Here is a 26,491-nt window from a genome sequence, read left to right as displayed (position 1 = left end):
CCTCATAACAACAAGTCAAAAAAAACTAGACGGCAAAATCCTAAGAATCTACCGTCTATTACTCAAAAACAAACAACTTATTTACCAGTCTTAATTTTTGTCCATGTACGCGTAATTGTGCGTTCAAGTTTTGGATCTTGAACTTTCAAAGTAAAGAGGTTATTCATTACATCTGGTGATGGATAAACAGCAGGATCATTCTTTACTTCTGGTTTAACATATTTATCAAAAGCAACTTTATTGGCACTGGCAAAGTTAACATCATTGGTAACTTGAGCAGCAATTTCTGGCCTAAGAATAAAATTCAAGAATTTTAAGGCTTCATCAACATGTTCCGCATCTTTAGGAATAGCAAAGGTATCAAAGAAAACCAGTGCACCTTCTTTTGGGATTTCATAACCTACTCTTACGCCATTTTGTGCTTCATTTGCTCGATCGCGCGATTGTAAAATGTCACCAGACCAACCTAAAATTACACAAATATCACCATTTGCTAAATCATTAATATATTGTGATGAATGAAAATAACGAATATATGGTCTTACTTTTGATAATAAGTCATAAGCAGGTCCAGTATAATTTTTAGCATCAGGGCTGTTAGGATCTAACCCTAAATATTGTAATGCGCTAGCAAAAATCTCGGTTGGTGCATCCAGAAAAGCCACCCCACAGTCTTGCAATTTTTCCATATTTTCAGGTTTAAAAACGAGATCCCAGCTATTAACTGGTGCATCTTCACCCAAACGCGCTTTAACCATATCAATATTATAACCAATACCTGTAGTCATCCATACATAAGGAATAGCATATTTATTATCTGGATCATGTGTTTGCATCAGTTGCATTAGATTTGGGTCTAAATTATCCCAATTGGTTAATTTACTTTTATCCAGTGGTAGATAGATGTCTGATTGGATTTGTCTGGCTAGAAAACTGTCTGAAGGAGAAACAACATCATACCCTGAATGACCTGCCATGAGTTTTCCTTCTAATACCTCATTAGAATCAAACACACTATAATTGACTTTTATACTAGTGGCATGTTCAAAATCAGCAATCGTTGTTGAACCAATTTGCCCAGCCCAATTATAAAAATTAACGACACGATCTTCTGCGTTAGCATTATGAGTAAAACCTGCAGAAATACTTGCTACTAAGGTAAGAACTTTAATGAAAGATTTACTTTGAGATTTTTTATGTTGAGAAAACATGCGCACCACTCCCTTCGGGTAATAACATGCTAAACACTATGTTTATTAATCATATTAACAAACACCTAATTCACCTGAACCAAACAGGTCACAAACCAAGATAATTGTAGTCTCTACTAAATATTGATTAAATATTTACAATAGATTTACAACCTAGATTATGAGGACATAAAATACCTTAATTTCAATATAAGTTCATCTATTAATTTACAATAATGAAAATTTACCATACAATCGATTGTTTTTTACACATAATTAAACAATCAATTTACTATTTTACCAAAAATTAACATTACCTTCGTGATTCTAAAATTAATGGTAAATATTGAAGTGATTGCCCTTTAAACAACCATTATTGTCTAATGCATTTAATAATAAGTCGCATTGATCCAATTCAGCAATGACTTGTAGTGCCTCTTCTTCAAAACGAGAAAGCGATAAACAAAATTGATTAAATGTGATACCCTCAGAAATTGGCATCGAATAGGAAAATATTAATTTTGCACTTTCATCTTCTCGTAATTCCAAATAAACTTTAGCTAAAAAAGTCGAATTATTTATTTGACTCACTTCGCCAATTAGGGTTTGTAATGCTACCTGCTTAATTTGAGAATAAATTGAGATAGTTAGAATATCATCAAGAAGTATTATCGACGCATAAGAAATACCCTTCACTTTTTTTAAATAAACTAATTCAATGATATTACTGTCTTCTGATGGATGGTAAACCACTTTCAACTTATTGAGCCAAGCCGAAATAATCGTAAAATTAGGAACAATTAACATAATCTTTTCGCTTTCTAAAAGTCACACGTAAATCAATTATATGACTAATTATTGTATGTAATAATAGAATAACTACATTACTATCATGATAATAAACAATTAAAATAACAAAGTAATAATATTCATAAACCCGAAAATCCTGCCACATTAATTGAAAATATCGTTGATTAGACTAATAAAAAAACGCCTAAAATTATAGTGATTATCCAATATTTATACACCTTTTGACACAACCAATTTTGTGTTATCAACTACGTTTAGTAAAAAATATACTATAAAAATTTATCAAAAGTAACTGTATTTTATAATTAAATTTTGAGGTTAGTTTATTGATTCAAAAATTGCTTAGCCGGTTATTAATTGTTCATCCTTATTAGAATAACCATCATTAACTATTTCACTTTTTACTAAAGATGAGTATAGTAATTAGTATGTTGATAACATAAAGAGGTATTTAATGTACGTAGTCATTTTTGGTCGACCTGGTTGCCCTTATTGCGTGAGAGCTAAAGAATTGGCAGAAAAACTTTCCCAAGAACGTGATGACTTTTCATATCGTTATGTGGATATTCAAGCTGAAGGTATTACTAAAGAAGATTTATCAAAAAGCGTTGGTAAACCAGTTGAAACCGTTCCACAAATTTTTATTGATGAAAAACCAATTGGTGGTTGCACTGATTTTGAAGCTTATGCAAAAGAGCATTTGGATTTATTCAAAAATTAATAATTTAAGTTAGCTGTTTTACTTAGAAAAAGGGTATTTACATACCCTTTGCTATTTACCTGGTAGTTTTTTCCAAGTGACTTCGTTACGTAAATATGTTGCTTGTACTTCTTCTACAGCGGTTATATGGCCCTCTTTAAAGTGTTTTTCTGCAATAACAACCATATCTTGCGCTTCAGGCAAATAATGGTAGCTATCTTTTACATTGTCTAACATTGTTGAATATGTTTGCCATCCTGTTCCTGCTATAACAGGGTTTATTAATTGGCTATGACTAAGTTTATTGGCAACTTCTCCCGGTTTAATCACGCACTCATCAATCATTGCTTGCCAGTTCCCATTATCTAAATATTGATAGACACCTAAATACACTTCTGACATCCTCGCATCAATCGCCGATATCACATGTTTAGCCGCTGTTTTGCGATAGGCTCCTTGCGCTAAAGCCATTAAATTTGACACTCCGATTAATGGGCAATTAATTCCTAATGCCAAACCTTGTGCCACACCGATACCAATTCTCACTCCGGTAAAACTACCTGGCCCCTGACCAAACGCAATTGCATCAAGTTGAGCTAAACTACAATCGGACTGTCTTAAAATTTTGTCGATCATAGGAAGAATGTGTTTAGTATGATCACGTTGCGAAATAACAAGATTTTCACTAATTTGACCATTAAAAAGTAAACCAACAGAACACGCTTCTGTTGATGTATCAATTGCTAATATATTACAACTCATTGAATATCTCTTTTAAATGAAAGATTAATTAATTGGTTTATCTTTGGGGGATAATAAAAATTCAGTAACCCTTTGGATATCTCGTGTTCGTGGTGACGGTGGTAAACTATTAAGAAATATCGCACCATAGGAACGCATAACTAATCGATTGTCACAAATGACAATTGCTCCACGATCCTGATGATGACGTATTAGTCGACCTACGCCTTGTTTTAATGTAATCACCGCTTCTGGAATTTGTATTTCATTAAAAGGATTGCCACCGCGCAATTGACAATCTTCAATTCTTGCCTTCATCAACGGATCAACTGGTGAAGCAAATGGCAGTTTATCAATTATAACACAGGATAAAATATCACCACGAACATCAACGCCTTCCCAAAAACTGCTGGTTGCAACTAATAAAGCATTACCCGATTCGATAAATTGTGCTAATAATTGCGTCTTACTAGTTTCACCTTGCACTAAAATAGGCAATGTTGTTTTTTCACGAAAAAGTTTTGCTAATTCATTCATCATCATATGCGAAGTGCATAAGAAAAAGCAACGCCCCTTATTCGCTTCTATCACCGGTAATAAAATATTCACTAATTTCTGAGCTACGTCTTTTTCGTTTGGCGAAGGAATATAACGTGGTACACAAAATAGTGTTTGATGAGTAAAATCAAAAGGACTTTCTAAAATCATTGAAGCTGATTCAGTCAATCCTAATCGTTGTGTAAAATAATCTAATTTGGAATTCACCGATAATGTCGCTGAGGTGAAAATCCAGCTACCATTGCGTTCATCCATTAAGTGCGCAAACTTATCTGCAACCGAAAGTGGGGTAAGTGCCAATGAAAAATGATTCCCCATACATTCATACCAATAACTAAACCCCGTAACATGAATACTCATCAAACGAGTAAGTAGTTGCTGATACTGATTAACTCTATCAAAACAATTATCTAATGTAGATGATCGTCCAATCGCCAATAATAAAACTTCATGACAAAAATTTAACGAGGCTTGTAAACATTCCACTTCCTGATTAACCGATGTATAAGTGAACAAATCTCTTAAATTTCCTTTATTACTCACATTGCCAATGGCGATACGTAAATCTTGGGTACATTTTTGTAATTTATCAGCACACTTTTGCAATTGAACTAGATCTTTCACTTCAGTTCGATAACATAAAGCTATTTCTTTAGCTAAATCAATTAATTGTCGACTGGTCAGTTGTTGACCAAAATATTGACATGCTAAATCAGGTAGCTGGTGTGCTTCATCAAAGATAAAAACATCAGCCTTGGGAATTAACTCACCAAATCCCGTATTTTTTACAACAATATCGGCCAAGAATAGATGATGGTTAACCACAACAATATCGGCATTCAGTGCTTTTCGTCTGGCTTTGACTACATAACATTCATCAAAATTAGGGCAATCACTTCCTAAACAATTATCGTTGGTACTGGTTAAAATTGGCCAAATTGGATTACTTTCAGTAACAGTAGTACATTTACTGATATCGCCATCAGTAGTTTTAGTAGACCACTGTTTGACTCGTACTAAATCAGTCTGCATGGGTTTTGTTAGTTCACCTGGTGCGGTATTATGATGAATCAATCTTTCCAAACACAAATAATTTGCTCTACCTTTTAAAAGGGCTAATTTTCCCGTAAAACCAAGTGCTTTTTTTATAATGGGTATATCTTTAGAATAAAGTTGATCTTGAAGGTTTTTTGAACCAGTTGAAATAATCACTTTTTTATTACTGCGGAAAGCTGGCACAAGATAGGCGAACGTTTTTCCTGTACCTGTTCCCGCTTCAATAACCAAATTTTTATCGTCTACAATAGCCTGACTTATTTTAGCAGCCATTCTCTGTTGTGGTTCACGGGGAACAAAATCTTTAATCGTCTTAGCGAGTAAGCCATTCGGAGCAAAATCATCACACACTAATACATCAACCCTTTCAAAAAAATGGCACTATTATGCCTGATAAAAGCTAAAATAGAAAATTTCACTAACTTGGCCAATGATAACCGTTTTCATCATCATTGATAATCAATCGCTACCCTAAAATAAATGATTTTTAATTAGCTAGATATTCATTACTAAATAAATTGGATAAACTTTAACCTATTACATGGATATGAATAAACGATTAGTTAATTCATTGATTTTTTTATAATATATTTGAGGAATAGTTATTTATTCCTTTTTCATCATTTTGCCCAATCGTGCTATTGGGCTTTTTTATTTATTTAGATAGTTAATGTGATTTTATCTATTTATCACTTGCTATATTGATAATGCTTATTTCTTTAAATTCATATAGAATGGCAATGATTTTTTTATTATAAGTTAGCATGTCTATTTTTCTAAGTGAATTTGATGAAAAAACTATTTATATTTCTTTTACTTAATGTTTTATTTTCTTCTTTAGTTGCCATTAAGTACTTTTTAGTACCGGGTATATCCTTGAATTGTATTAGCATTCTATTTGCTTTTTTTGCTGTACTCAGTCAAACTTTTATTTTTTATTTACTGCTATCAATTATTTGTTTTAGTTTACTTTTGTGTATAAGAAAAACTCCTCGATTTTTACACAATATATTACTTGCCGTGATCTTTGGCGCTACGCTAATTATGCTTTATATTGATACAGTTACATTTGAACAATACCGATTTCATATTAATCAATCAGTATTATCGTTAGTTTTATCAGGACAAGTTGTCGATTTTTCTATGGCTACCTGTCTTTTAATGTTTGTGCTAATTCTTTCGGTAATTTTAATTGAATACACAATATTATGTCTGATTGATCGTTATCTTAACAATCAAGCACTGCAAGCAAAAACCAAACGAAAATGGCTCAAAATCTCGTTAATTTTCTTCATTTTTAGCCTACTAATGAGTAATATTGTTTATATGATCTCAGCTTATTATGCCTATGCACCCATTGTGGTAATCAAAGAGTATATTCCTCACTATTATCCACTAACTTCAAAAAAAATAATGGGTATTTTTGATAAAGAAGGTTTACAAAAGAATATCCGCACTACCGTTAATTTTAAAAGTAATGTTATATACCCCAAACATTCACTTCAAATCGCATCAAATCCTAACCCAAAAAATATTATTTTTATCGTTTTAGATTCTTGGCGTTATGACACATTTAATCAAGAAAATACACCCAATACCTATAAATTTGTGCAACAACATGATGGTGTAATTTTTAATAATCATTACTCTACCGGTAATGCAACACGCACAGGTATTTTTGGGCTATTCTATGGTATTCCCGGTACTTACTGGCAAAGTTTTTTCAATAATAGTATTCCTTCGTTATTTGTGACGACATTACAAAAAGAAAACTATAACATTGGTATCTTCTCTTCAGCAAAAATATCAGCACCTGAATTTGATAGAACAGCCTTTGTCAGTATAGAAAACTTACGCATTAATAGTGCTGGTAATAGTGCATCTGAAAGAGATGTAAATTTAACTAAAGATTGGTTAACCTGGTTTAATAGTCGTGATACATCACGTCCATCATTTTCATTCTTATTTTATGATCAACCCCATGGTTACGATTTTCTAAAAGATTTAGATTTGAAATATCAACCGATAAGTGATATTAACTATTTAAGTCTAAGTAATGATACTAACCCAGAACCCATATTCAATCGCTATAAAATGAGTGTTTATTCGGTCGATTATTTATTACAACAAGTTTACACTGAGTTAGAAAATTCAGGTACGCTTGATAATACCATTATTATTATCACTGGCGATCATTCTCAAGAAATGAATGATAATCATATGGGATTTTGGGGTCATAATGGTAATTATACCGATGCTCAAACTAAAGTACCGTTTATTGTTATTGGTAGTAATGGCGAAGAGGCTTATCAACTTAACAAGAATGCCTTAGCGAATGTTTTAACAAGTCACGAAGATGTTGTACCATCTTTGATGAAGCATTATTTATCAGTGACGAATGATATTCAAGATTATTCAACAGGTTACGATTTATTTAGGCCTATTAGCAATCGCAATTGGCTATTGATGTCTAATTATAGTAGTTATGCTGTGCGCACACCGAAAAATATTTATCTAGTTAATAGTGTCGGTTTTAGTCATTATATGGATCAATATAACAAAACCGTGGATGATGTTCCTAATTACCAATATATTCATCAGGCTTTAAATAATATGAAATATTTTTATGAGCATTGATCGCTACCAACATATTTTATCAGGTCTTATTAAGCTATTTTTAATAAGACCAATTGTTATTTAATAATCAATTTGATATTAAATAGACCCTATTAACTAACATCACTTAAAAAATGGATTCTAATTATTCCGGTCAATTAAAAAATAAACGTGTTAAAATAATCATTAACAATAAATTTTTTTAACTTTGTAATTAATTATTTATGATTAAGTCGACTTCCTTAGAAAATTTTACTATTCATGCTAGTGATAATCAGTATGTCACTATGCTAAAACAATTTTTGTCCAAACAAATACCCTACCAAACTTTAACTGAAAAAAAAACACGTGCTGTTTGGTTAATTGAAGTTGATGGTAAAAAATATACGATAAAATGGGATAGTGAAAAAATTGCTCATTTTGATCAAAAAATCAAACTCTTTCTGCAAGGGTCATTTTATTTCAATCTTCAACAACGTATTGAAAAAGCAAAACAACAGGGTTGCAATCTGGTTGGCAGCATTTTTGTGGTCGCTCAGTATAGAACCCATAATATTTTAGAGACTTTTTTACTCAGTGAATATGTTGAAGGCAAACCAATTAAGGATTTTTGTGACGATTATTCACCTTTAACTATGAAAATAAAAACGGCAGTGAAACAATTACATCAATACGGATTAGCATCATGCGATTTGAATCCTTTTAATATTTTGCTGAATGAAAATAATGACATTAAATTTATTGATTTATCAGATAATGGTATGTTTTGTATTGCTAAAGCTAAAGATGCTCGTCATCTGAAACGTTATTATGATATTAATTTAAATGAAAAACCTGGGCTTTTATATCATTTTGTTGGATTAAGAGATAAATGGATTAAATTTTCCAGAAAGTTAAGAAATAAAAAATAGTTAACCATTTTATAGGATTCTTATTAGTTTAAAATTATGAAAAACATTATTTATCTCACACCAGAAAATTATATTGGCAAGGGGTTACATCGTAAATGTTATCGTCATCCCGAAGATCAAAATAAATGTATCAAAATTAATTATAATGCTGGTGCCGAAACAGAAACGAATCGCGAAGTAAAATACTATAATCATCTACTTAAACGCCATATTCGTTGGAACTGTTTATCAAAATACTATGGTCCAATTGACACCGATTTAGGTATTGGTCATGTTTATGACTTAATTCGTGACGATAATAATCAAATCTCCATCTCACTGGAAAATTATCTAAAACAAGCATTAACCGATAAAGAGATAACTGATCTGGCTTTGGCATTAAATCATTTATATGATGCTCTTCAAAAAGATCGCATTATTACCATGACAATAAAAAGTAAAAATATCTTGTATCAAAAACGTCATATTGGTAATCGCTTGGTGATTATCGATAATATAGGTAACGCGCGACTCATAAAAATTGATAATTATTGTCGCTATTTTGCTAAACGTTCCATCGATAGAAAATGGCAACGTTTTATAGCAAGTATTAAAAAAGAAAACTCAACAGTCCTAGAAGCTTATTTTAAATTAGTGACTAAATAGATGGATTGTTACTAGAAAGATGAGTAAATCTATTTCTACTCATCTTTATTATAATTTATTTAAGGTTTTCTTAAACCAAGTTTAATTCTAATGTTTTTAAAAGTTTTTTTCAGATTTTTAATTGATATATAAATATAATAACCTAGATCTTGTTTGGTATTTTTTATACCTAAATATTTTTGTAATTCCATTCTATCTTTAGCTCGGCTGACACAAGTACATTTTTTACCCGAAAGATCGATTAATTTAATCCCATCTTTAGTTAACATCGTATTTTCCTTGTGTGGCGCGCCACTCACCATATCATAACTATGAATTTGCTCGATAACCTGAGTAATCTCTAACTTTAACTCATCGGAAATCGGTTCCAAATCACGAATTTGAATGCCATCAATATATTCCATTAAAATAATATGAACATAAGCATAATTACATATTTTTTTTTGTGCTAAAAGATAAATATCATTAATCATACTCGCACCATGAATAACTGCATTATTAGTACGATAAATTAAACTTTGATAAAAATCACGTTTAATTAAGGATTTCAAAATACGTTCAAATCGTTTGGTTTTTGGTACATAAAGCTTTAAAACCATTGGCCCTTTTTCAGTATCAATCAACCACACTTTGGTTTCATCTTCACTGCGTAATAATTTCTTTATAGCCATACGATTTGATAAAAATTCATCTAATATTTTTTCATAAAAACTATCATTATCTTTAATAAAAACGGTCAGCTTCCCTATTTTCTTTTTAAAAATCATATTACCAAATTCCCGAGATGTTTCTAAAATTTCGCACTGTATTAACTGGTTGTTAATACTACTTAATTAATCATTATTTTTCCATGAAAAAACTATTTTATGAGATAAAAATTTTTTTATTTCTAAATGTTATATTTTCACATGTTGAATAATATTATCCACAGACATTATCATAATTATATGATAGTGATCAGATGTAATAGCATGCATGTGTTAAATATTCATTTAAACGTCACAAGTGATATTAGATATCGTTTGTATTAAATATAAATATTTAGTAGATCGCGTTATTGGTTTTAACAAAATGTCAAACATTTATATTTACGCTTCAGATAGTTGTTTTGCTCAAAAAGCTTATATGGAAAATTTTTTGTATAACGAACTGTTGTCGGGATAATTTGGTTTTGAAAACGTGTGTTGTCAGTTCGCATACCAAAATAAAGGTTGTAACTGCACAGCTCTAAACTAGAAAGACTCATTATTAAACAATAGACGAACAATATTCTATGCTGCCACTTAGTATTACAAAAAACATCGATTTAATAAAATGCTTAAGCTATCTGAGTAAAGTTCACACCAGACGATCATGTAAATGGTAAAATCTTAGCGATGACACTTTTGGAATATACCACAACACATGCTCTTCATCATCTAGCACAAACTACCACTGATATTATTCTGGCAAAAATTGCCTTAAATTATATTTTTTCCTACATTATGAATATTGATTTAATCGCTTGTAGTTTTCATTACTCAATATTTGTTTAATCTAGCGCAATTATTGACGATTTATGTGAAATTATGACCACAACCCATTGAATTATTTTTTAACAGAAGAAACAAAAAGAGTTATAAAATCCATATCTGTAAGTGATAGGTCACTCGATGTGATTAATAAAAATACCTTATAACAAGTGACCCTTTTATTTATTATCGCTAATCCATTATTTAAAAATTTTATACCAATAATATTTAAAATAACTTAATAAGCCCGCCATTGGCTTTCTTTGGTGAAATTGATGTTTTGCACAATATCGCCACTGATTGGCATTCATAGCAACTAATAATGGATCATTTTGCCAAGGAGAATGCCTTTTCGCTTCTATAAAGTAATTTGCACATGGATACGCTGCAGCCCATGTATGCCAAGGTTTTGTTGGTCCGATATAATGAATAAATATGGTTGCATCATCAATCGGATTTGGGTAATAAGTCCCTTTTGCCGCTTTTAGCTCATAATTAATACTATATTGACGATTATAACGTTTATCTAAGAAATAGACTTGACCAACAATGATCATATTTAAGAGATCTTGATCTAAATAAGCTAATTTGCTTCTAATACTTTCTTGAGCTAAAAGTGTCATCGCTTTACCACTAACATCATCTTCTTGCCACTTTTTGATATTAATATAAAGAAAACCCGCATTAAAATAGCCCAATATCAAATTATCAATAGCTAAACGTTGCGCACATTTTTGCCACCATGGAGATTCACCTTCAGTTACAGCCGCGGCTACATATTCATCAATATCAAGGTTAATTAATTCTTCAAGTGATCCCTTACAAATAATATCGGCATCAATATAAAGTAATCTATCGATAGTGGGGTATAAAATATCAGCGATAATAAAACGAAAATACGTAGCATAAGACCAATTTTTAGTACTCGGTAATTTTTTAAGCTCTTGGCAATTTACCAAATAAATTGAAATACTTGTCTGATATTGCTGGGCGAGTGCTTTAAATTTCGCTTTGAAATCATCATCCAAATAATCAGTAAAAATATGAAACTGAAATTTTTGGTTTTTATTATTTAGCAATATTGACGAAATCGATATTGCACAACCAAATAAAAAATTCTTGTCTATTCCGTAGGCAATATTAAACGAAGAATTTATATCATTTTGATCATCGAAATAATTATAATTTAGTACGTTAGAAATAACTTGGTCTTGATTAAAGTACATGTCGGTCTCTTTTAATTAAAATGGTTTATGATCCAATGTAAACGTTGTTTAACGTTTTGATAGTATTCATCATCATAAAACGATTTAATAGATATTTTAATTTGCTCAGATGATGGCAACACTTTGCCATCTATAATAGCCGTTATCTCGGTACGGAGAATGTCCAGCTCACCTAATGGATATAATTTGCCATTAATATCATTTTGGATAATATCCGCAGGGCCAGAAGGACAGTCAGAACTAATACAATATATACCATATGACATTGCTTCTACTAATACCAAACCAAATCCTTCAAAAGAAGAAGTTAACAGTAATGCATTAATTTGTTTGATATTTTTTTTAACATAATCCCAAGGCTCTGGTTGCCAGCCATGCCATTTTATTTTATTTTCAATACCTAATTGCATTACATAATCTTGACATAAAGCTTTATCAGAACCATTACCAATGATATGCAATACCCAATTACCTGTAATTTGAGCAAAGGTATCAAACATATCTTTTAAGCGCTTTTGACCTTCATATTTCAATCGACCAATATAAATAAATGTTTTTGGCTTATTAGGATCTGGTCTGGCTATTGCATCAGAATGATTGGTTACGGGATTAAAAATAGTGAATATTTTATCATTAGCTATGCCTCGTTTATTTAACTGTTGTTGAATACCTCGACTAATTGCAAAATGATAATCGGCATAAGTGACACATTCTGGATGCTTTTTATGTTCTAAGGAATAATGAACCCAAGAAACTAATGGGATAGATAATTGCGTTTTTTTTATCGCTTTAGCTGCCAATTCACAGGTTGTAATATCAAATGAGATAATCACATCAGGTTGATAATTCTTGATAAATTTTGTTAATGAATTGACATATTGCATTTTTCGGATAAAAGAAATATTCAATTTTGCATATTCAAAAAAGGTTTTTTTATTTATTAACCATGTTTTATCAAATTTGTTATTACGACATAAAAAATAGAGCATATATTGATGTTGCTCTTGTGTATCATTTTCAATAAATTGCGTTAATTTTTTTATAACCGTCTCCGTACCACCAAATCCGGAAAGGGCTTCACCAACAAATAGTATTTTCATGACATGCCATATAAATTTTAAATTTATGGAATTATACTTAAATAAATAGTATTAGTATATTTTTAGTAAAATAAACCATGATCTAACCATTTATTAGCTAATTGAAAATATAAAAATATCGAAATAACTAAATAAAAGCAAACAGTTTGAAAATTCATGTTTTGTTAACAATATCGTAACTTAATAGCCCTATAATTTAACGATTCGTTACTTAAAAATGATCCCTTTTAAATAGGATTCACTATTACCTCTATAAATCATCAAAATATTATTCTATTTTACAAATAAAGTTAGCATTATTATATTAAATTGATATTGATACATGCATTTGACAATACAAAGCCAATTTAATGATATTAGATATCATCAAAATAGCGGCGATTGGAAATCGCACTCCTTTAAAACTTAAAAAAAAATTTTTAGCAACTGATATCACAGATATTAACTGATCAAGATTAGTTATATTGAGTTCATTACGGATTTTATTGTAGGGTGATATTTTAAATCTAATGAGCTAGATTCTAATTAATTATTGTTGTTTGATATAGAAAAATTGAAATAAAACTTTTTGAATATTAAGAAATCCATTATAATCGCATCCGCTATTTTATCTTAATCGCTAAATATACCTAAATCTGAATTTATAACAATTTTACAAAATGATCAATTGAAAGGTTATCATTTCTTATGCACAGTATACCAAAGAAGATTCACTATGTGTGGCTTGGTGATTCACCAAAAAATGATTTTATTTTAAAATGTATTGATAGCTGGAAAAAATATTTCCCAGATTTTGAAATAAAGGAATGGAATAATGATTCTTTTTCATTTATAAAAAATGATTATGCTCTGGAAGCTTTCAATAATAGGAAATGGGCTTTTGCATCTGATTATATAAGACTTTATGCATTGTATCATGAAGGTGGTATTTATTTAGATACAGATGTTGAAGTAACTAATACATTTGAAAATTTTATGCACTTAGATTTTTTTACCAGTCATGAAATTCATAAAAAATCTTGTTTCCCAATAGCATCAGCTGTTATAGGAGCTCAAAAGGGAAATAAAATAATTGGAGATTTATTACATTTATATAGTGGATTAAAATTCAAAAATAATAATGAATTTGATTTAATGCCTATTACAATTAGAATCACCAATTATTTTGAAAAAGCTTTTAATTTATTGCCACCGTATAATCCCAACGGCCAAGTTCAGTTAATGAATAATGCTATTATTTTCCCTTCTTATTATTTTTGTATGCCCGAAATTAACAAAAATAATTATGCTATACACCATTTCATGGGGTCATGGTTACCTGATTATGCAAGAAGGGATAAGTTAACCTTTTTCAAAAAAATAATTCTAACTAGATTCTTAAAAAGAAGAGATTCTGATGATTATGGATTGGCAAAAAATGAAAAATTATTATTTAAATTTAAAATATCCTCACGAAAAGAATTCGCTTTAATTTTAAAACACTAGTTTTACTTAACTAAATAATATAATTACTTCATTTTTGTATGAGTTATCACAGTATAAAATACACAGTTCTTTTATTTGAATTTTTCACGCTTCATTGAAATTACCAATATCGTTGAACAAAAAGAACAATATTTTTAATTTTAAACATAATGATTATGTTGTTATATCTCTAACAAAAGAATTTTAACTACTAATGTTGCGATTAGATTTAACGAAAAACTTATTTTTATTTTTTATACAATAGAGCTCTCCAATTTTTAATAAATAGACTTCGAAGTTAATGATTTAAATTAGGATTTATATACTTGTATCTTCTGTTTTGGTTTTATAAAAATACGCCATAAAAAGCGCTTAAATCGTTTTCTTTTTTCATAATTCTTAAACAGATTATTTCGATAAGTTTTTCTCTTTTCAACTAATAGCTTTCGGTCATCTTCGATAGATGAATTCGATTTATCTTTATCATTCGAACTCAATAAATGTGGTACAGTGGCATAGATTTTTGTGCCTGTACACATTTTGAAAATCTTAAACATGTCAGCTTCATAACGTATCGGATAAAGAAACTTTACCATCGATTTTGCTGCTTCTAATGTAATAATATAACCCGTAGTTGTTGTTGCACTTTCAACGGGATAGATATCAAAACTTCCTATTTTGATTTTTTTATTAACAATATATTTAAAGTCATCAATCAGAAGAAAAATACCTTCTTTAGTATTAAATTTTTCAAAGTCAGCAATAAAATTTGGTAACTGTGAACTTAAAACCGCATCATCTTCCAAGATCATAGCATAAGGGAGATTATTTTTGATAATATCTTCGTAGATTTTAATATGACTTAAGGCACAACCAATTTCACCTCTGGTTAAATAACAATTAGGATAATCCAGCACATTTGATTTTAAATATTCTTCTGATAATTCAGCACCATATACCCCATCAAAAATATCTATATCTAAATTTAGTTTTTTACATTCGTTGATAATATAATTTTTCTTCTCAGTTTGCGAAGCGAGATTTATAGCATAAATTTTCAACTCAATACTCCCAAATTTAATTTTTTTTATAAATTTTTATTTACCAATCCCATATTCCCGCAATTTATTTGCAACTGCAGTATGAGATATTCCTAGGCGTTTTGAAAGTTTTCTCGAACTCGGGTAAGTTTGATAAAGTTGTTGTAGTATTTGTTTTTCAAACTGTTTAGTCATTTCGTCTAACGTTTTGCCTTCAATATTGTTATCTGTCAACTGTAGGATACTTTCCATTTTTTTTGGCAGGAGAATGTCTTTCTCGGTCAGTTGAGCACTATTAAGTTGTGCTAAAGCAGAGTATAGAATATTTTTTAATTCTCTGACATTGCCAGGCCAAGAATAACTTAATAATGCCTGCTCGGCTGATTGACTTAATGTGGGTGGCAAAATACCATGCTTATTAGCAAATTCATTGATAAAATAAACAGCTAACGCGATAATATCATCTTGACGATCTTTTAAATCAGGTAAAGAAAGTGGTAATACATTTAAACGATAATAAAGGTCTTCCCGAAATTTGCCTTGTTTTACCAGAGAATAAAGATCAACTTTGGTAGCGCAAATAATTCTTACATTGACTCTAACTTCATTATCATCACCAACCCGTCTAAAAGAACCATCGTTGATAAAACGAATCAATTTAGTTTGCATTCGGTACGACATTTCATCAATGCCATCCAATAATACTGATCCGCCATTGGCTTGCTCAAAAAAACCTTTTTTACCATCAACTGCGCCTGGATAAGCGCCTGGAGCATGACCATAAAGCTCACTCTCAACGACCTCATCTGGCATGGCTGCACAATTTAACCCTAGAAAAATCTGATCCCCACGTTGGCTGTATTGATGGCAAGTTAGAGCCAAGAGATCTTTTCCACTTCCGGTCGAACCCGAAATAAGCAACGGTTCAGACTGACGGGAGAAGGCCTTAGCCTGTTTGATTAACTTCTGCATTGTTAGGCTAATTGCGGTGAACACATCAAAGGCTTGTTGATGGACTCTATTTTCGATTATCAAACTATTTTTTAGATAATTCACGGGTTGAATGATCAAAATTAAACGTTCGATGTTATCGATTATTTGTAACAAATAATACTGTTGATTAATAATAATTTTAATATTATTTAAGTCTGAAACAGGTAAACGCTCATCAAGCTTAAAAAGCTGGTGAAGGTTAACTTTAAAATTGTGCTTTGCCGTATCTTTTAATAAAAATTCCGGCAATGAAAATAGGGTTTGCGCAACTTGATTGAGTTCAATCAATAATCCATTAGATGCTACTGCCAAAAAAGCCACCGGTGAATAGATATTTTGATGCATTATTTATTACCTAATTGATTGAGCGATTGTTGCCATAATTCATTGAGTTGGGTTAAAGATTGGTGGCGTATCTTCCATTCATGGCTATTAACTAATGTATGATAATCAACTTTTGTATGACTCAATAATGATTTAGGTTTTTCACTCGTTATATTATCTAGATCCGCTAATATCGACAATGTACCTTCTCGATTGTTACATGCTAGTAAAATATCACACCCAGCAGCTAATGCAGCTTGCGCTCGTTCTGCATAATTACCGAGAAAAGCTGCACCCTCCATTGAAAGATCGTCCGAAAATATAATTCCTTTGAAGGCTAATTTATCTTTTAATACCGTTTTTAACCAAAACGGTGAGCCACTTGCAGGCTTATTATCAATAGCAGAATAAATTACATGTGCTGGCATAATAGCATCCAGTTTATTTGCTTTAATAAGATCAGCAAAAATCTGCATATCGTTGTAAACCTCTGTTTGATTACGGTTGTCAACTGGCGTTTCTTTATGGGAGTCGGCAATAACCGCCCCATGCCCTGGAAAGTGTTTACCGACTGTTTTCATACCAGCATTATGCATACCATCTATCATTGCTGATGCGATCTTTTCAGCAATAACCCGATCCGAGTGAAATGAGCGTGAACCGATAGCTAGACAGTCATGGCCTAAATCCAAAACCGGAGCAAAACTTAAATCAATATCAAACGCCATTAGCTCCATGGCTAATAACCAGCCAGCATCGAAAGCAAGTTTTATTGCTGATTTTAAATCACATAATTTGCCATAAGCTTGAGCGGGTGGTAATAAAGTAAAACCATGTTTAAAACGCTGTACCCTTCCACCTTCATGATCAACCGTAATTAATAGTCGTTCAGCAGTACATGCTCGTATTTCGCGAATTAATTCAGTAAGCTGTTGAGGATTTTCAAAATTGCGACCAAACAGAATGACACCTGCAACACTGTTATTTTGCAGCAATCTTCTATCATCATCACAGAGCACTAAGCCCTGTACATCAATCATTAATGGTCCCATTTATCTCTCACTTTTTGACGCAGGTTTAGCTTTTAGTTGCTCGGTCGATGATTGCCAGATTTTTTTGCCGGTCTCGACAGAGACTAATTCCATAACAACATCAACAGGAGTATCCGGTAAGTTAGATTGCTCGTTAACTGTAGTAAATAACAGATAATCAGCCTTAACATTTTTTGCTAACGTCAGCATTTTACTACGTGAAACGGATGAATCGTTATAAGGAATACCTAAGACCGATTTAGATTGATTTATTATTAATCTATCGATAATGTTAAAAACCGGTTTTTGCGATATTAATTTGACAATAATTTTATTCATTTCAGTTGATGATACATATTGGCTACTATAATTTTTCGCGTCACTAATTAATAGCTGATTATTTTCATCTATTTTGACCGTTCTTAGTAAATTTTTTACTAATGGTTGAATAACTGGTTGCCAGTTTGTTTGAATAAGTTTTGGTGGTTGTTCCAATAATTTTGGCGCTTGCGCTGTTACCGGTGATTCATCAATAGTGATAATCGGCGCTGCTTGTGATTGTTTATTGGTTTTTGTCAACGTTTGACATCCGCTTAACATTAAAAATACTGCAAAAATAATAGTACTTCGAAAATATTTCATGATTTACCATCCTGCTCTGAATTTATTCGACCAACTTACCTAAATTTTTACCACCCAGTAGATGCATATGTAAATGAAATACTTCTTGACCTGCATCTTTATTGCAATTCATTATCAGACGATAACCAGAATCATCAATCCCCTCTTGTTTAGCAATTTTAGCCGCGACAGTAAATAGGTGACCTAATATTTTTTCATCATGCTCACTAATATCATTGACAGTTGGGATAATTTTATTGGGTATGATCAAAATATGTACAGGTGCTTGGGGTGAAATATCTCGAAAAGCAGTTACAAAATCATCTTGATAGACAATATCAGATGGAATTTCACGGCGAATAATTCTGCTAAAAATTGTTTCTTGAACCATAGGTTTACCTTTTTGTTTTCAGTTATTATCAATAATCATTTTACATATCAATATTATTATGATGTTGATAAATTGCGATTAAGCTGTTATTTATTAACATCTAAAAATTTGTTATCAAAGGTTCATCAATTCAGCACATATTAACATATTGTTACACCAAATAAATGGCTAAAATTATTAGTTGTTGCCTCAGCGAGCATCTCCAACGAAGTTCCTTTTAATATAGACAAATATTCAGCAACTTGCCGCACATTAGCCGGCTGATTTTCTTTGCCTCTAAAAGGAACTGGGGCTAAATAGGGTGAATCAGTTTCGATTAATAGACGATCTAAAGGCACAAATTTTGCCACCTCACGTAACTCAGCAGCATTATTAAAAGTAATAATTCCTGAAAAAGAAATATAAAAACCTAAATCAAGTAATTGTCGAGCAGTATCCTGATCTTCAGTAAAACAGTGTAATACCCCTGAATAAGCATTTTCTGATTTAATCAGATCTAAGGTATCTTTTCTCGCTTGACGTGTGTGGACAATAATCGGTTTTTTGAGTTCTTTTCCTAAATGGATATGCTCTGCGAACGCAGCTTTTTGTTGTTTTACATTATCTTGTTGATAATAGTAATCTAATCCTGTCTCTCCAAGTGCAATAACGTGCTTATTAGTCGCTAACTGTCGAAATAATGTCAAGTCAAAAGGCTCATCCCCTAGATTCAGTGGATGAACACCGCAAGAGAGTGATATTTTATCAAAATATTGATCTAATAATTGGTACATCGATTGAAAACCAGACAGTGTGGTGGCGACACTTAAGATATGTTTTACATCTCGTTTATACGCCTCATCTAGCACTACATCAATAGTTTTTTGCTGATAATCTAAACTATCGAGATGGCAATGGGAATCAATTAAAAACATGGTTTCTTTCTCTTAAATTGGTATTTTTTATAAAAATACACGTTTGATTGGTAAAAAAGTATAGCAGTTATAATCTTTTTAAATACAAAAGCTGAAGTCTAGCATTTTACTTACTATGTTGCTTAAAATCACGGATCGGTTTAATCGTCGCCCAAGAGCGGCAGGCTGGGCATAACCAGTAAATTGAATTAACGGTAAAACCACACTTTTCGCAACTATAATTGGGAATAGATTTAATCTGCTCACCAACCATATTACGTAATAATAATAAACTTTCTTTAGCTTTGCCTTCTTCTGCTTCTGCCAAATGATAATCCATTAAGCGACAAAATCCTTTCAGATTAGGGTGTTTAACTAATTCACGATATATATAATACTGTGCTGCATCGCGGCCAGACTGCTCTTCTATCAAGTCAGCCAACATTAATTCCGCCATACTACCTGAATCAACTTCGACGCAACGTTTTAAAAATTCTTTGAATTCTTCTTGTGAATTGAGATATTGATAACAAGTTCTCAAAAAAGGCAATGCTTCACTAATAAATGCTTTATCTTGGTCTAGAATTTGAGTGAAATGATGAATAGCACTAATATAATTTTCTTGAGCCATATAGATTCGCCCAAACATTAATGAAGTTCTGGCACAATTAGGATCAGCTAATATTGATTTTTGTAAATAAAATAATGATTTATTAAAATCTTCACTCGCAATAGTTAATACGGCTAATTCACAATAAAATTGAGCGATATAACAGCTATATTTTTTTTCACCTAATTTAACTAACTTTGCCGCAGCTGAAATTGCTTTATTCCACTCACTAGTAGATTGATAAATAATAATTAATTGCTGTAACGCATATTGTTGAAAATCTTCTTCATCAATTAATTGAGTGAATATACTTTCAGCACGATCGTAAAAACCCGCCGTCATATAATCACGCCCCAATTGTTGCATGGCCAACAAGCGTTGCTCAAAAGATAACGAAGAGCTTTCCATCAAAGATTGGTGAATTCGAATCGCGCGATCAACTTCACCACGCGTTCGAAATAAATTCCCTAATGTTAAATGGGCTTCTAAAGTGCCGGAATCATCCTTTAACATATCTAAGAACAGATCAACCGCTTTATCGCGTTGGTTAGATAAAAGAAAATTTAAACCATCAACATATTCACGCGATAAGCGGTTTGAATCATTTTGATATTTTTGCTTTGCACTACGCCCCCCCATATACCATCCATAAGCAGCAGCAACAGGCAATAACAAAAATAATAATTCAAACATAATACGCTTCTATTTACGCTCTGTTAAAGTAGAGACTTGCTCTTTTTGACGTGTTACGATTTCTTCATCGTATTTTTTCTGCAATTTTTTTAGTTTACGCATTGTCGAAGACAATTTAAGTTTTTCTTTAAAATAAAAATAACCACTAAAGAGCCAACCTAACATAAATCCTATACCAAACAACATTGCCAATAGCGAAGACAATCTAAATTGGGATTGTGCAACCAAATAGTTAAATACAACATTTTGGTCATTATTAGCACCAAAAGTTATCGCGACCACAAAAATCACAATCAATACAAAAAATAGTAATATAAATTTCATTAATGTTTCCTTCAACTATTCATATTAATAAATCAAACAGAATATATTAAAATTATATACTTATTTAAAATCATTTTATAGTTTGACTTTTAGAGTATTAAATTTAACATTATAAAGTTCATTGTTTATTTTTAAACACGTATCGCTCAATTCCGAACGAATAAGTAAATAAAGCTATCAGCCATCCAATGAAGGTACTACATATCACATCAATCGGATGATGCATCCCTAATGTAAAACGACTGACTTGTACTAATATTGCCCAAGCTATAATAAGGCCGATAATTAGATAAGAACGCTTAAAATTTAATAAAAAGAAAACTAAAAACGCCCATGTTACCGCAAATAACGTATGTCCTGATGGAAAACTATAACCCGTTTCTTTCTGCCAATGTTGATATAACCAGTTCGGAACTTCTGAAGAGGATTGTAAATAAACTTGTAATAATGCTTGCCGTTCCATACGAGGTAAAGAATAAAAATACTTATCATTAATCTGATATTTATCAGCCATCCATAATACATATGGTCTTGGTTCGGCCATTAAATTTTTAATGCCAGATTTAATTATCTGACCTGCTACAATAGCAACAGCTAAAATCAATATTAATTTAATTAACAAGTTTTTTGATCTGATTTTTAGACATAACACCATTATCAATGAAAAAAAAATGCATGTAATAATGCTCCATGGGGAGCCAGCTGTTTCGGTTAGCCAATAAAAATAATAAGAATAATTATTTAACAATTCTGGCTGCCAACGCCAATTTATGGTTAAAAATATTAAAGGTGTAATTAAAAGAATTATTAGAATCAATAAGCTTTTACGAAAGTTTACAAACATAGATATTTTCATTGACTATAAAGAATTATGACATAATAACATAGTTATTAAACATCATACTATTATTTAGCGAAATGACTGTACAACAAATACATTCTTTGTAGCTAATTTTAACTTTATTTACACAAAATCAGCACAAAAAACTCACATCAATCAATATCAACATTGAATTAGATTTAAGATATAATAAGTCTTTTTTAAATGTTAAAAAACCTGGAGTTTTCAATGCAATTAAAACGTGTTGCTCAAGCAAAGCTACCTACCCCTTGGGGAACCTTTATCATCATCGGTTTTGAGGAACTGACCACCGGCAAGGATCATGTTGCAATGGTATTTGGTGATATCAATGAGCAACAACCTATTCTAACTAGAATTCACTCTGAATGTCTTACGGGTGATGCATTATTCAGCCTGCGTTGTGACTGTGGTTTTCAGCTTGAAGCAGCTTTAAAACAAATTGCTAAAGCAGGTAAAGGGATTTTGCTATATCATCGTCAGGAAGGTCGTAATATAGGCCTGCTTAATAAAATCAGAGCCTATGCATTACAAGATCAAGGTCTGGATACCGTTGAAGCAAATGAGCAATTGGGTTTTGCTGCTGATGAGCGCGATTTTACAATATGTGCCGATATGTTAAAACTTCTTGGCGTCAATAAAATCCAATTACTCACCAATAATCCAGAAAAAGTCAAAGTCCTACAGCAAGCAGGTATCACCATTACCGAACGAATTCCATTAGAAGTTGGCGAAAACCCGAATAATGAACATTATTTAGCAACCAAAGCACATAAAATGGGCCATATACTTCATTTACATCATAAATAAAAACATAATAAATTCGGAATAATTTTTCAAGTTACTGAATCAAATCACTTTTAGCCATAGCAGCACTTATCTAAAATAGGGCGGCTATGGTTAATATTTAAATTTGATATTAAATTAATCACCTTTCATTTGACTCGCGAAGAAAATAGTCTTAAGGTTTCTTTTTACGCTATAATAATATATCGGTGTAATATAATTATATTAAATATGCCACAATTTAGATTAGTAAATCTTTTAATATTATCTAAACTATAATATTGGAAATCACCAATACAACTGTTGGAATACAATTAAGAATTAATGCTATGATTAATAATGAAAATCTTTCTAGTCATACCCCAATGATGCGTTTGTATTAATCAATTGAATTTTAATTAGATTTTTTTAATTTAAATGATTTGTTATACTTTTTGTTACACTTTGAGGAGTCTGAATGATAAAAAAACTAACAATTTAACTACATTAAAATCAGGAAGTGGGTTAGTAAACTATATACACCACATAATTTTAGAATGCTTATAGCACTAAATTTCTAATGCAAGCCTATACTACAGTAATAAAATATTTACTTAGACTTCGAAAATTAGGAGTTATTCTCAATGTTAGAATGTAAATATACATCAATTATAAATTCCCCCATTGCTATTGCCGAATTTAAATATAAAGTGGCATGACGAGCTTCAATGTTAATTCTTTTATTTCCCAATCCATGTGAATCACTTGCTTTATTTCTCATTTTTGAAATAGAACTTAATATTTTTTCTAAACCAGACAACAGCATATTTATTCTTACATCATGATCTTTGTGAGTATGCATTTTATATAATTTTTTCACTTGATTATATAATTCAGAAATATTACCTTTATCAGCAGGCATTTCTCCTGACATTTCTATCACATAACAAAACACTTCTTCTAATAATGTCCTACTCTTAGTAAGAGCACTATCGAAATAACCATTTTCTATATCCTCAAATGCTCTATCTGACAACTCTTTAATATAATTTCTATCAATTATTTTTATCGCTGGAGATAATATTTTTATGGAATCATTAATTTTTTTTACCAAAAAATGATGATCTATTTTTACTAATTCATAATCACTGAAATATAAAATAGAATTAATTTTTTTTAATGCCTCGGATACTATGAATTGATATGTAATATCTATGTCATTAGTTGATAAATCGTTCAACTCTTTTACAAATTGTTTTTTTGAAAACAAATATGATAATAACTCAGGTACTTTATTATTTTGGATACAGAATTTTAATAAATTTTCTAAATACACCCATCTACTTAACTTATCCTTTGAATAATTAGTAGTTAATCCAAAAGTAGTTGAGATAGCACATAATTGAGGACCAGTTAAATAGGGCATACTTCTTTCTTGACCTAAGTATTGTCCAACATTGACATCACCATCTAGAATTTCTATGATTTGTTTGCTACAAAGCTGTTGATACATTTACAGAACTATCAATACAAATAAGTTAAAGTACCATTATATGATGTTTTTGTTTAAGTGCACTCAAAACATTCTATATAAGAAAAATTTTCACCTGGTACCAATTCAATTTTAACTTCATCTCCTTTTTTTATTTGTTCAAGAGATTTCTCAAAGATACATGGTAATACATTGCTTAATGTTATTTTAACTTTCGGCAATGTCAAAACATCACTAAAAACTTTGATAGTGTCTGCTGTTTTTGCGACAAAACATAATTTTATTAATTTTTTCATCTTAATATCTGATATTAACTTGTCAGTCACAATTATATCTATAATCGGATTCTCTTCAAAAAAATTAAAATTATAAATAATATTTGAATTGATTCTATCAACTGTTTCTTTTATTAATTTGTGTTCTTCTGCTGTAAATTGGACGTTTGACTGGTATTTAATAATTTTATTTAAATAGATTGCTAATTTTCTACATCTCTCTGTGTAATTTAACAAAGTCATTATATTTTTATAATTTCCTTTTTTTGGAATGAGAGAGTCAATAGTTGCTATATGATCTCCATCTTTTTCTAATTTACATTGCATATCCCATTTATCAGACAGTTTGTGAAAAAAAGAATAGCATTTACTGAAATATGGTAACTGATTGATATCCAAATCATTCCATAATTCATGTTTTAAAGAAAGAGTAAAAAAACAGTTTCCAATGGTTTGATTATCGTGCTCAAATTTTATAGATAACTTAATATGATTATTGAATCCAAAGGCTTCAATATTTCCACCTTGTTTACCATAAGAAAAATACCCTTTAAACTCTCCTATGGTTTCAATCAAATTAGTATCTTTCTGAATTAAATTTATAATAACCAAAATTTCTGTCTTTCTGGGACTAATTATTAGCTTTCCCATACGCCCTTGAGACAAAAAATTTAATAATTTAGAACTTTCACTATCTATATAACATTTATCGATAATCAAATCATTACCATACTTTATTAATTCATTATATCGGCAGTCTAATTCTCTAATTTTACTAGTATCACTATTTAGTTTTAACTTTATATTAACTGACTCACCTTTTTTAGCTGATAATAAATATGATGTTTGTCCTTGATAAAAGGATGAGTTAACTTCAAACCGAGGGTCTAATTTTTCTAAATAATCTTCAGCAGCATAATGAATATTACTAATTGCATTAGGTAAAAATGTTTGTGTTTTTTTTCCACAAGCGATAGCTAACATATTTGATAATTCTTTATTATCTGGCAAAGGTTTACCCATTTCTTGTGATGCTTTCTTTTCTGCTTCTTTTTTCCACTGATATAATAAATTAACAGGATATCCTGTTTCATCATTATCAATTCTGAAAGAACAATTTCTGCATAACCAAATAGCATTATCAATACTACTACGCTCTTTTTTGGTTATTTTTTCATCATACCTTGGACCACCTTTCGATGCTGCACAAATATGCGCCGCTGTTCCTAAATTATTAGCTTTATCAACTTTTTTTGTGGGTCCAGAAGTCACAACTCTACAATCTGGATTCGAACATCTATGCGCAACTCGTTCACGCAAAATCTGAATTATTTTTTTAGAAAAATTGTCTCGACTCATTTGACCTAAATCTCTAATAACGAAAACAATGCTCTAGAAACACTGTATTGATAATAACAAGAGCATCGTATTATATTTCTTATTTATTTACTAATAACTTTTTTTCTTTTTAAGTTTCTTCTCCCTAATATCTTCATCCCAAAAATGAGATTGTTACTATATCCTTAATTAAAGAAAGACAATATAACTTCTGTTCTTTCCAAAGTTGTTCCGTGAAACAAGGAACAAATTGGCGTTGTTCTAAAACTTTCGAAATCTTGTTTTTTTAATTACTTTACCATCTTAAATATATT

The 26,491-nt window shown here is 30.8% G+C and carries 24 protein-coding genes; 6 read left to right on the top strand and 18 right to left on the bottom strand.

Going from position 1 to position 26,491, the window contains the following annotated elements; genetic code table 11:
• Window positions 1-77: 77 nt before the first annotated feature.
• Window positions 78-1,211 (bottom strand): extracellular solute-binding protein, encoded by a 1,134-nt coding sequence (locus JMI89_RS07490; protein ID WP_187755006.1) that lies wholly within the window; start codon window positions 1,209-1,211, stop codon window positions 78-80.
• A gap of 312 nt (window positions 1,212-1,523) precedes the next feature.
• Window positions 1,524-1,997, bottom strand: a complete 474-nt coding sequence (locus JMI89_RS07485) for a YbjN domain-containing protein (RefSeq protein WP_187755005.1) — start codon at window positions 1,995-1,997, stop codon at window positions 1,524-1,526.
• A 457-nt stretch (window positions 1,998-2,454) separates the two neighbouring features.
• Between JMI89_RS07485 and JMI89_RS07480 the strand changes: the two genes are divergently transcribed.
• Window positions 2,455-2,721 carry a GrxA family glutaredoxin gene (locus tag JMI89_RS07480; RefSeq protein WP_187755004.1) on the top strand — a complete coding sequence of 89 codons (267 nt, stop codon included), beginning with the start codon at window positions 2,455-2,457 and terminating at the stop codon, window positions 2,719-2,721.
• A gap of 51 nt (window positions 2,722-2,772) precedes the next feature.
• Here the strand turns inward: JMI89_RS07480 and tsaB are convergent, their stop codons facing one another.
• A complete protein-coding gene (tsaB, locus tag JMI89_RS07475) occupies window positions 2,773-3,462 on the bottom strand; it encodes a tRNA (adenosine(37)-N6)-threonylcarbamoyltransferase complex dimerization subunit type 1 TsaB (RefSeq protein ID WP_187755003.1) in 690 nt (229 codons plus the stop codon).
• A 24-nt stretch (window positions 3,463-3,486) separates the two neighbouring features.
• Window positions 3,487-5,406 carry an ATP-dependent DNA helicase gene (locus tag JMI89_RS12055; protein ID WP_220679712.1) on the bottom strand — a complete coding sequence of 640 codons (1,920 nt, stop codon included), beginning with the start codon at window positions 5,404-5,406 and terminating at the stop codon, window positions 3,487-3,489.
• A gap of 438 nt (window positions 5,407-5,844) precedes the next feature.
• On the opposite strand from JMI89_RS12055, the gene JMI89_RS07465 reads away from it, so the two are divergent.
• From JMI89_RS07465 to JMI89_RS07455, 3 genes are all read left to right on the top strand, one after another.
• Window positions 5,845-7,692, top strand: a complete 1,848-nt coding sequence (locus tag JMI89_RS07465) for a sulfatase-like hydrolase/transferase (RefSeq protein WP_187755001.1) — start codon at window positions 5,845-5,847, stop codon at window positions 7,690-7,692.
• A gap of 203 nt (window positions 7,693-7,895) precedes the next feature.
• Entirely contained in the window at window positions 7,896-8,582 is a 687-nt protein-coding gene (locus tag JMI89_RS07460; RefSeq protein ID WP_187755000.1) for a lipopolysaccharide core heptose(II) kinase RfaY, read from the top strand.
• Between the two features lie 36 nt (window positions 8,583-8,618).
• The gene (locus JMI89_RS07455; RefSeq protein ID WP_220679711.1) at window positions 8,619-9,227 is read left to right on the top strand and encodes a YrbL family protein; all 609 of its coding nucleotides are present in this window, start codon (window positions 8,619-8,621) and stop codon (window positions 9,225-9,227) included.
• A gap of 59 nt (window positions 9,228-9,286) precedes the next feature.
• Here the strand turns inward: JMI89_RS07455 and rfaY are convergent, their stop codons facing one another.
• From rfaY to waaB, 3 genes are all read right to left on the bottom strand, one after another.
• Complete coding sequence (gene rfaY / locus JMI89_RS07450) at window positions 9,287-9,994, bottom strand: lipopolysaccharide core heptose(II) kinase RfaY (protein WP_220679710.1); 708 nt, start codon at window positions 9,992-9,994, stop codon at window positions 9,287-9,289.
• 944 nt (window positions 9,995-10,938) lie between these two features.
• Entirely contained in the window at window positions 10,939-11,964 is a 1,026-nt protein-coding gene (gene waaO, locus JMI89_RS07445; RefSeq protein WP_220679709.1) for a lipopolysaccharide 3-alpha-galactosyltransferase, read from the bottom strand.
• 11 nt (window positions 11,965-11,975) lie between these two features.
• Window positions 11,976-13,064 carry a lipopolysaccharide 1,6-galactosyltransferase gene (gene waaB, locus JMI89_RS07440; protein WP_220679708.1) on the bottom strand — a complete coding sequence of 363 codons (1,089 nt, stop codon included), beginning with the start codon at window positions 13,062-13,064 and terminating at the stop codon, window positions 11,976-11,978.
• A gap of 687 nt (window positions 13,065-13,751) precedes the next feature.
• On the opposite strand from waaB, the gene JMI89_RS07435 reads away from it, so the two are divergent.
• Window positions 13,752-14,549 carry a glycosyltransferase family 32 protein gene (locus tag JMI89_RS07435; RefSeq protein WP_255562864.1) on the top strand — a complete coding sequence of 266 codons (798 nt, stop codon included), beginning with the start codon at window positions 13,752-13,754 and terminating at the stop codon, window positions 14,547-14,549.
• A 290-nt stretch (window positions 14,550-14,839) separates the two neighbouring features.
• Here the strand turns inward: JMI89_RS07435 and JMI89_RS07430 are convergent, their stop codons facing one another.
• The 9 genes from JMI89_RS07430 to JMI89_RS07390 all read right to left on the bottom strand — a co-directional run bounded on the left by JMI89_RS07430 (window position 14,840) and on the right by JMI89_RS07390 (window position 22,070).
• Complete coding sequence (locus tag JMI89_RS07430) at window positions 14,840-15,589, bottom strand: glycosyltransferase family 25 protein (protein ID WP_220679706.1); 750 nt, start codon at window positions 15,587-15,589, stop codon at window positions 14,840-14,842.
• 36 nt (window positions 15,590-15,625) lie between these two features.
• Window positions 15,626-16,906 carry a sigma 54-interacting transcriptional regulator gene (locus JMI89_RS07425; protein WP_220679705.1) on the bottom strand — a complete coding sequence of 427 codons (1,281 nt, stop codon included), beginning with the start codon at window positions 16,904-16,906 and terminating at the stop codon, window positions 15,626-15,628.
• A complete protein-coding gene (gene nagZ, locus JMI89_RS07420) occupies window positions 16,906-17,937 on the bottom strand; it encodes a beta-N-acetylhexosaminidase (protein ID WP_220679704.1) in 1,032 nt (343 codons plus the stop codon). The genes JMI89_RS07425 and nagZ overlap by 1 nt, the downstream gene beginning before the upstream one ends.
• On the bottom strand, window positions 17,938-18,558 hold the full coding sequence (locus JMI89_RS07415; RefSeq protein WP_187754991.1) for a hypothetical protein: 621 nt from the start codon (window positions 18,556-18,558) through the stop codon (window positions 17,938-17,940).
• A gap of 22 nt (window positions 18,559-18,580) precedes the next feature.
• A complete protein-coding gene (locus tag JMI89_RS07410; RefSeq protein WP_187754990.1) occupies window positions 18,581-18,928 on the bottom strand; it encodes an HIT domain-containing protein in 348 nt (115 codons plus the stop codon).
• A gap of 140 nt (window positions 18,929-19,068) precedes the next feature.
• Window positions 19,069-19,842 (bottom strand): YchF/TatD family DNA exonuclease, encoded by a 774-nt coding sequence (locus JMI89_RS07405; protein WP_187754989.1) that lies wholly within the window; start codon window positions 19,840-19,842, stop codon window positions 19,069-19,071.
• A gap of 106 nt (window positions 19,843-19,948) precedes the next feature.
• The gene (lapB, locus tag JMI89_RS07400; RefSeq protein WP_220679703.1) at window positions 19,949-21,124 is read right to left on the bottom strand and encodes a lipopolysaccharide assembly protein LapB; all 1,176 of its coding nucleotides are present in this window, start codon (window positions 21,122-21,124) and stop codon (window positions 19,949-19,951) included.
• A gap of 9 nt (window positions 21,125-21,133) precedes the next feature.
• On the bottom strand, window positions 21,134-21,448 hold the full coding sequence (locus JMI89_RS07395) for a LapA family protein (protein ID WP_187754987.1): 315 nt from the start codon (window positions 21,446-21,448) through the stop codon (window positions 21,134-21,136).
• A 118-nt stretch (window positions 21,449-21,566) separates the two neighbouring features.
• Complete coding sequence (locus JMI89_RS07390; protein ID WP_220679702.1) at window positions 21,567-22,070, bottom strand: phosphatase PAP2 family protein; 504 nt, start codon at window positions 22,068-22,070, stop codon at window positions 21,567-21,569.
• A gap of 447 nt (window positions 22,071-22,517) precedes the next feature.
• Between JMI89_RS07390 and ribA the strand changes: the two genes are divergently transcribed.
• Window positions 22,518-23,117 (top strand): GTP cyclohydrolase II, encoded by a 600-nt coding sequence (ribA, locus tag JMI89_RS07385; RefSeq protein WP_187754985.1) that lies wholly within the window; start codon window positions 22,518-22,520, stop codon window positions 23,115-23,117.
• Window positions 23,118-23,700: 583 nt separating this feature from the next.
• Here ribA and JMI89_RS07380 read toward each other — a convergent pair.
• Both JMI89_RS07380 and JMI89_RS07375 read right to left on the bottom strand, forming a co-directional pair.
• Complete coding sequence (locus JMI89_RS07380) at window positions 23,701-24,585, bottom strand: abortive infection family protein (RefSeq protein WP_220679701.1); 885 nt, start codon at window positions 24,583-24,585, stop codon at window positions 23,701-23,703.
• Window positions 24,586-24,638: 53 nt separating this feature from the next.
• Window positions 24,639-26,198, bottom strand: coding sequence for a hypothetical protein (locus tag JMI89_RS07375; protein WP_220679700.1), 1,560 nt, complete (start codon window positions 26,196-26,198; stop codon window positions 24,639-24,641).
• Window positions 26,199-26,491 lie beyond the last annotated feature (293 nt).

This window comes from Frischella sp. Ac48, assembly GCF_019641635.1.
Lineage (GTDB): Bacteria > Pseudomonadota > Gammaproteobacteria > Enterobacterales > Orbaceae > Frischella > Frischella japonica.
Note: the sequence above shows the minus strand (reverse complement) of the source record. Positions and strands in the feature narration are given on the sequence as shown.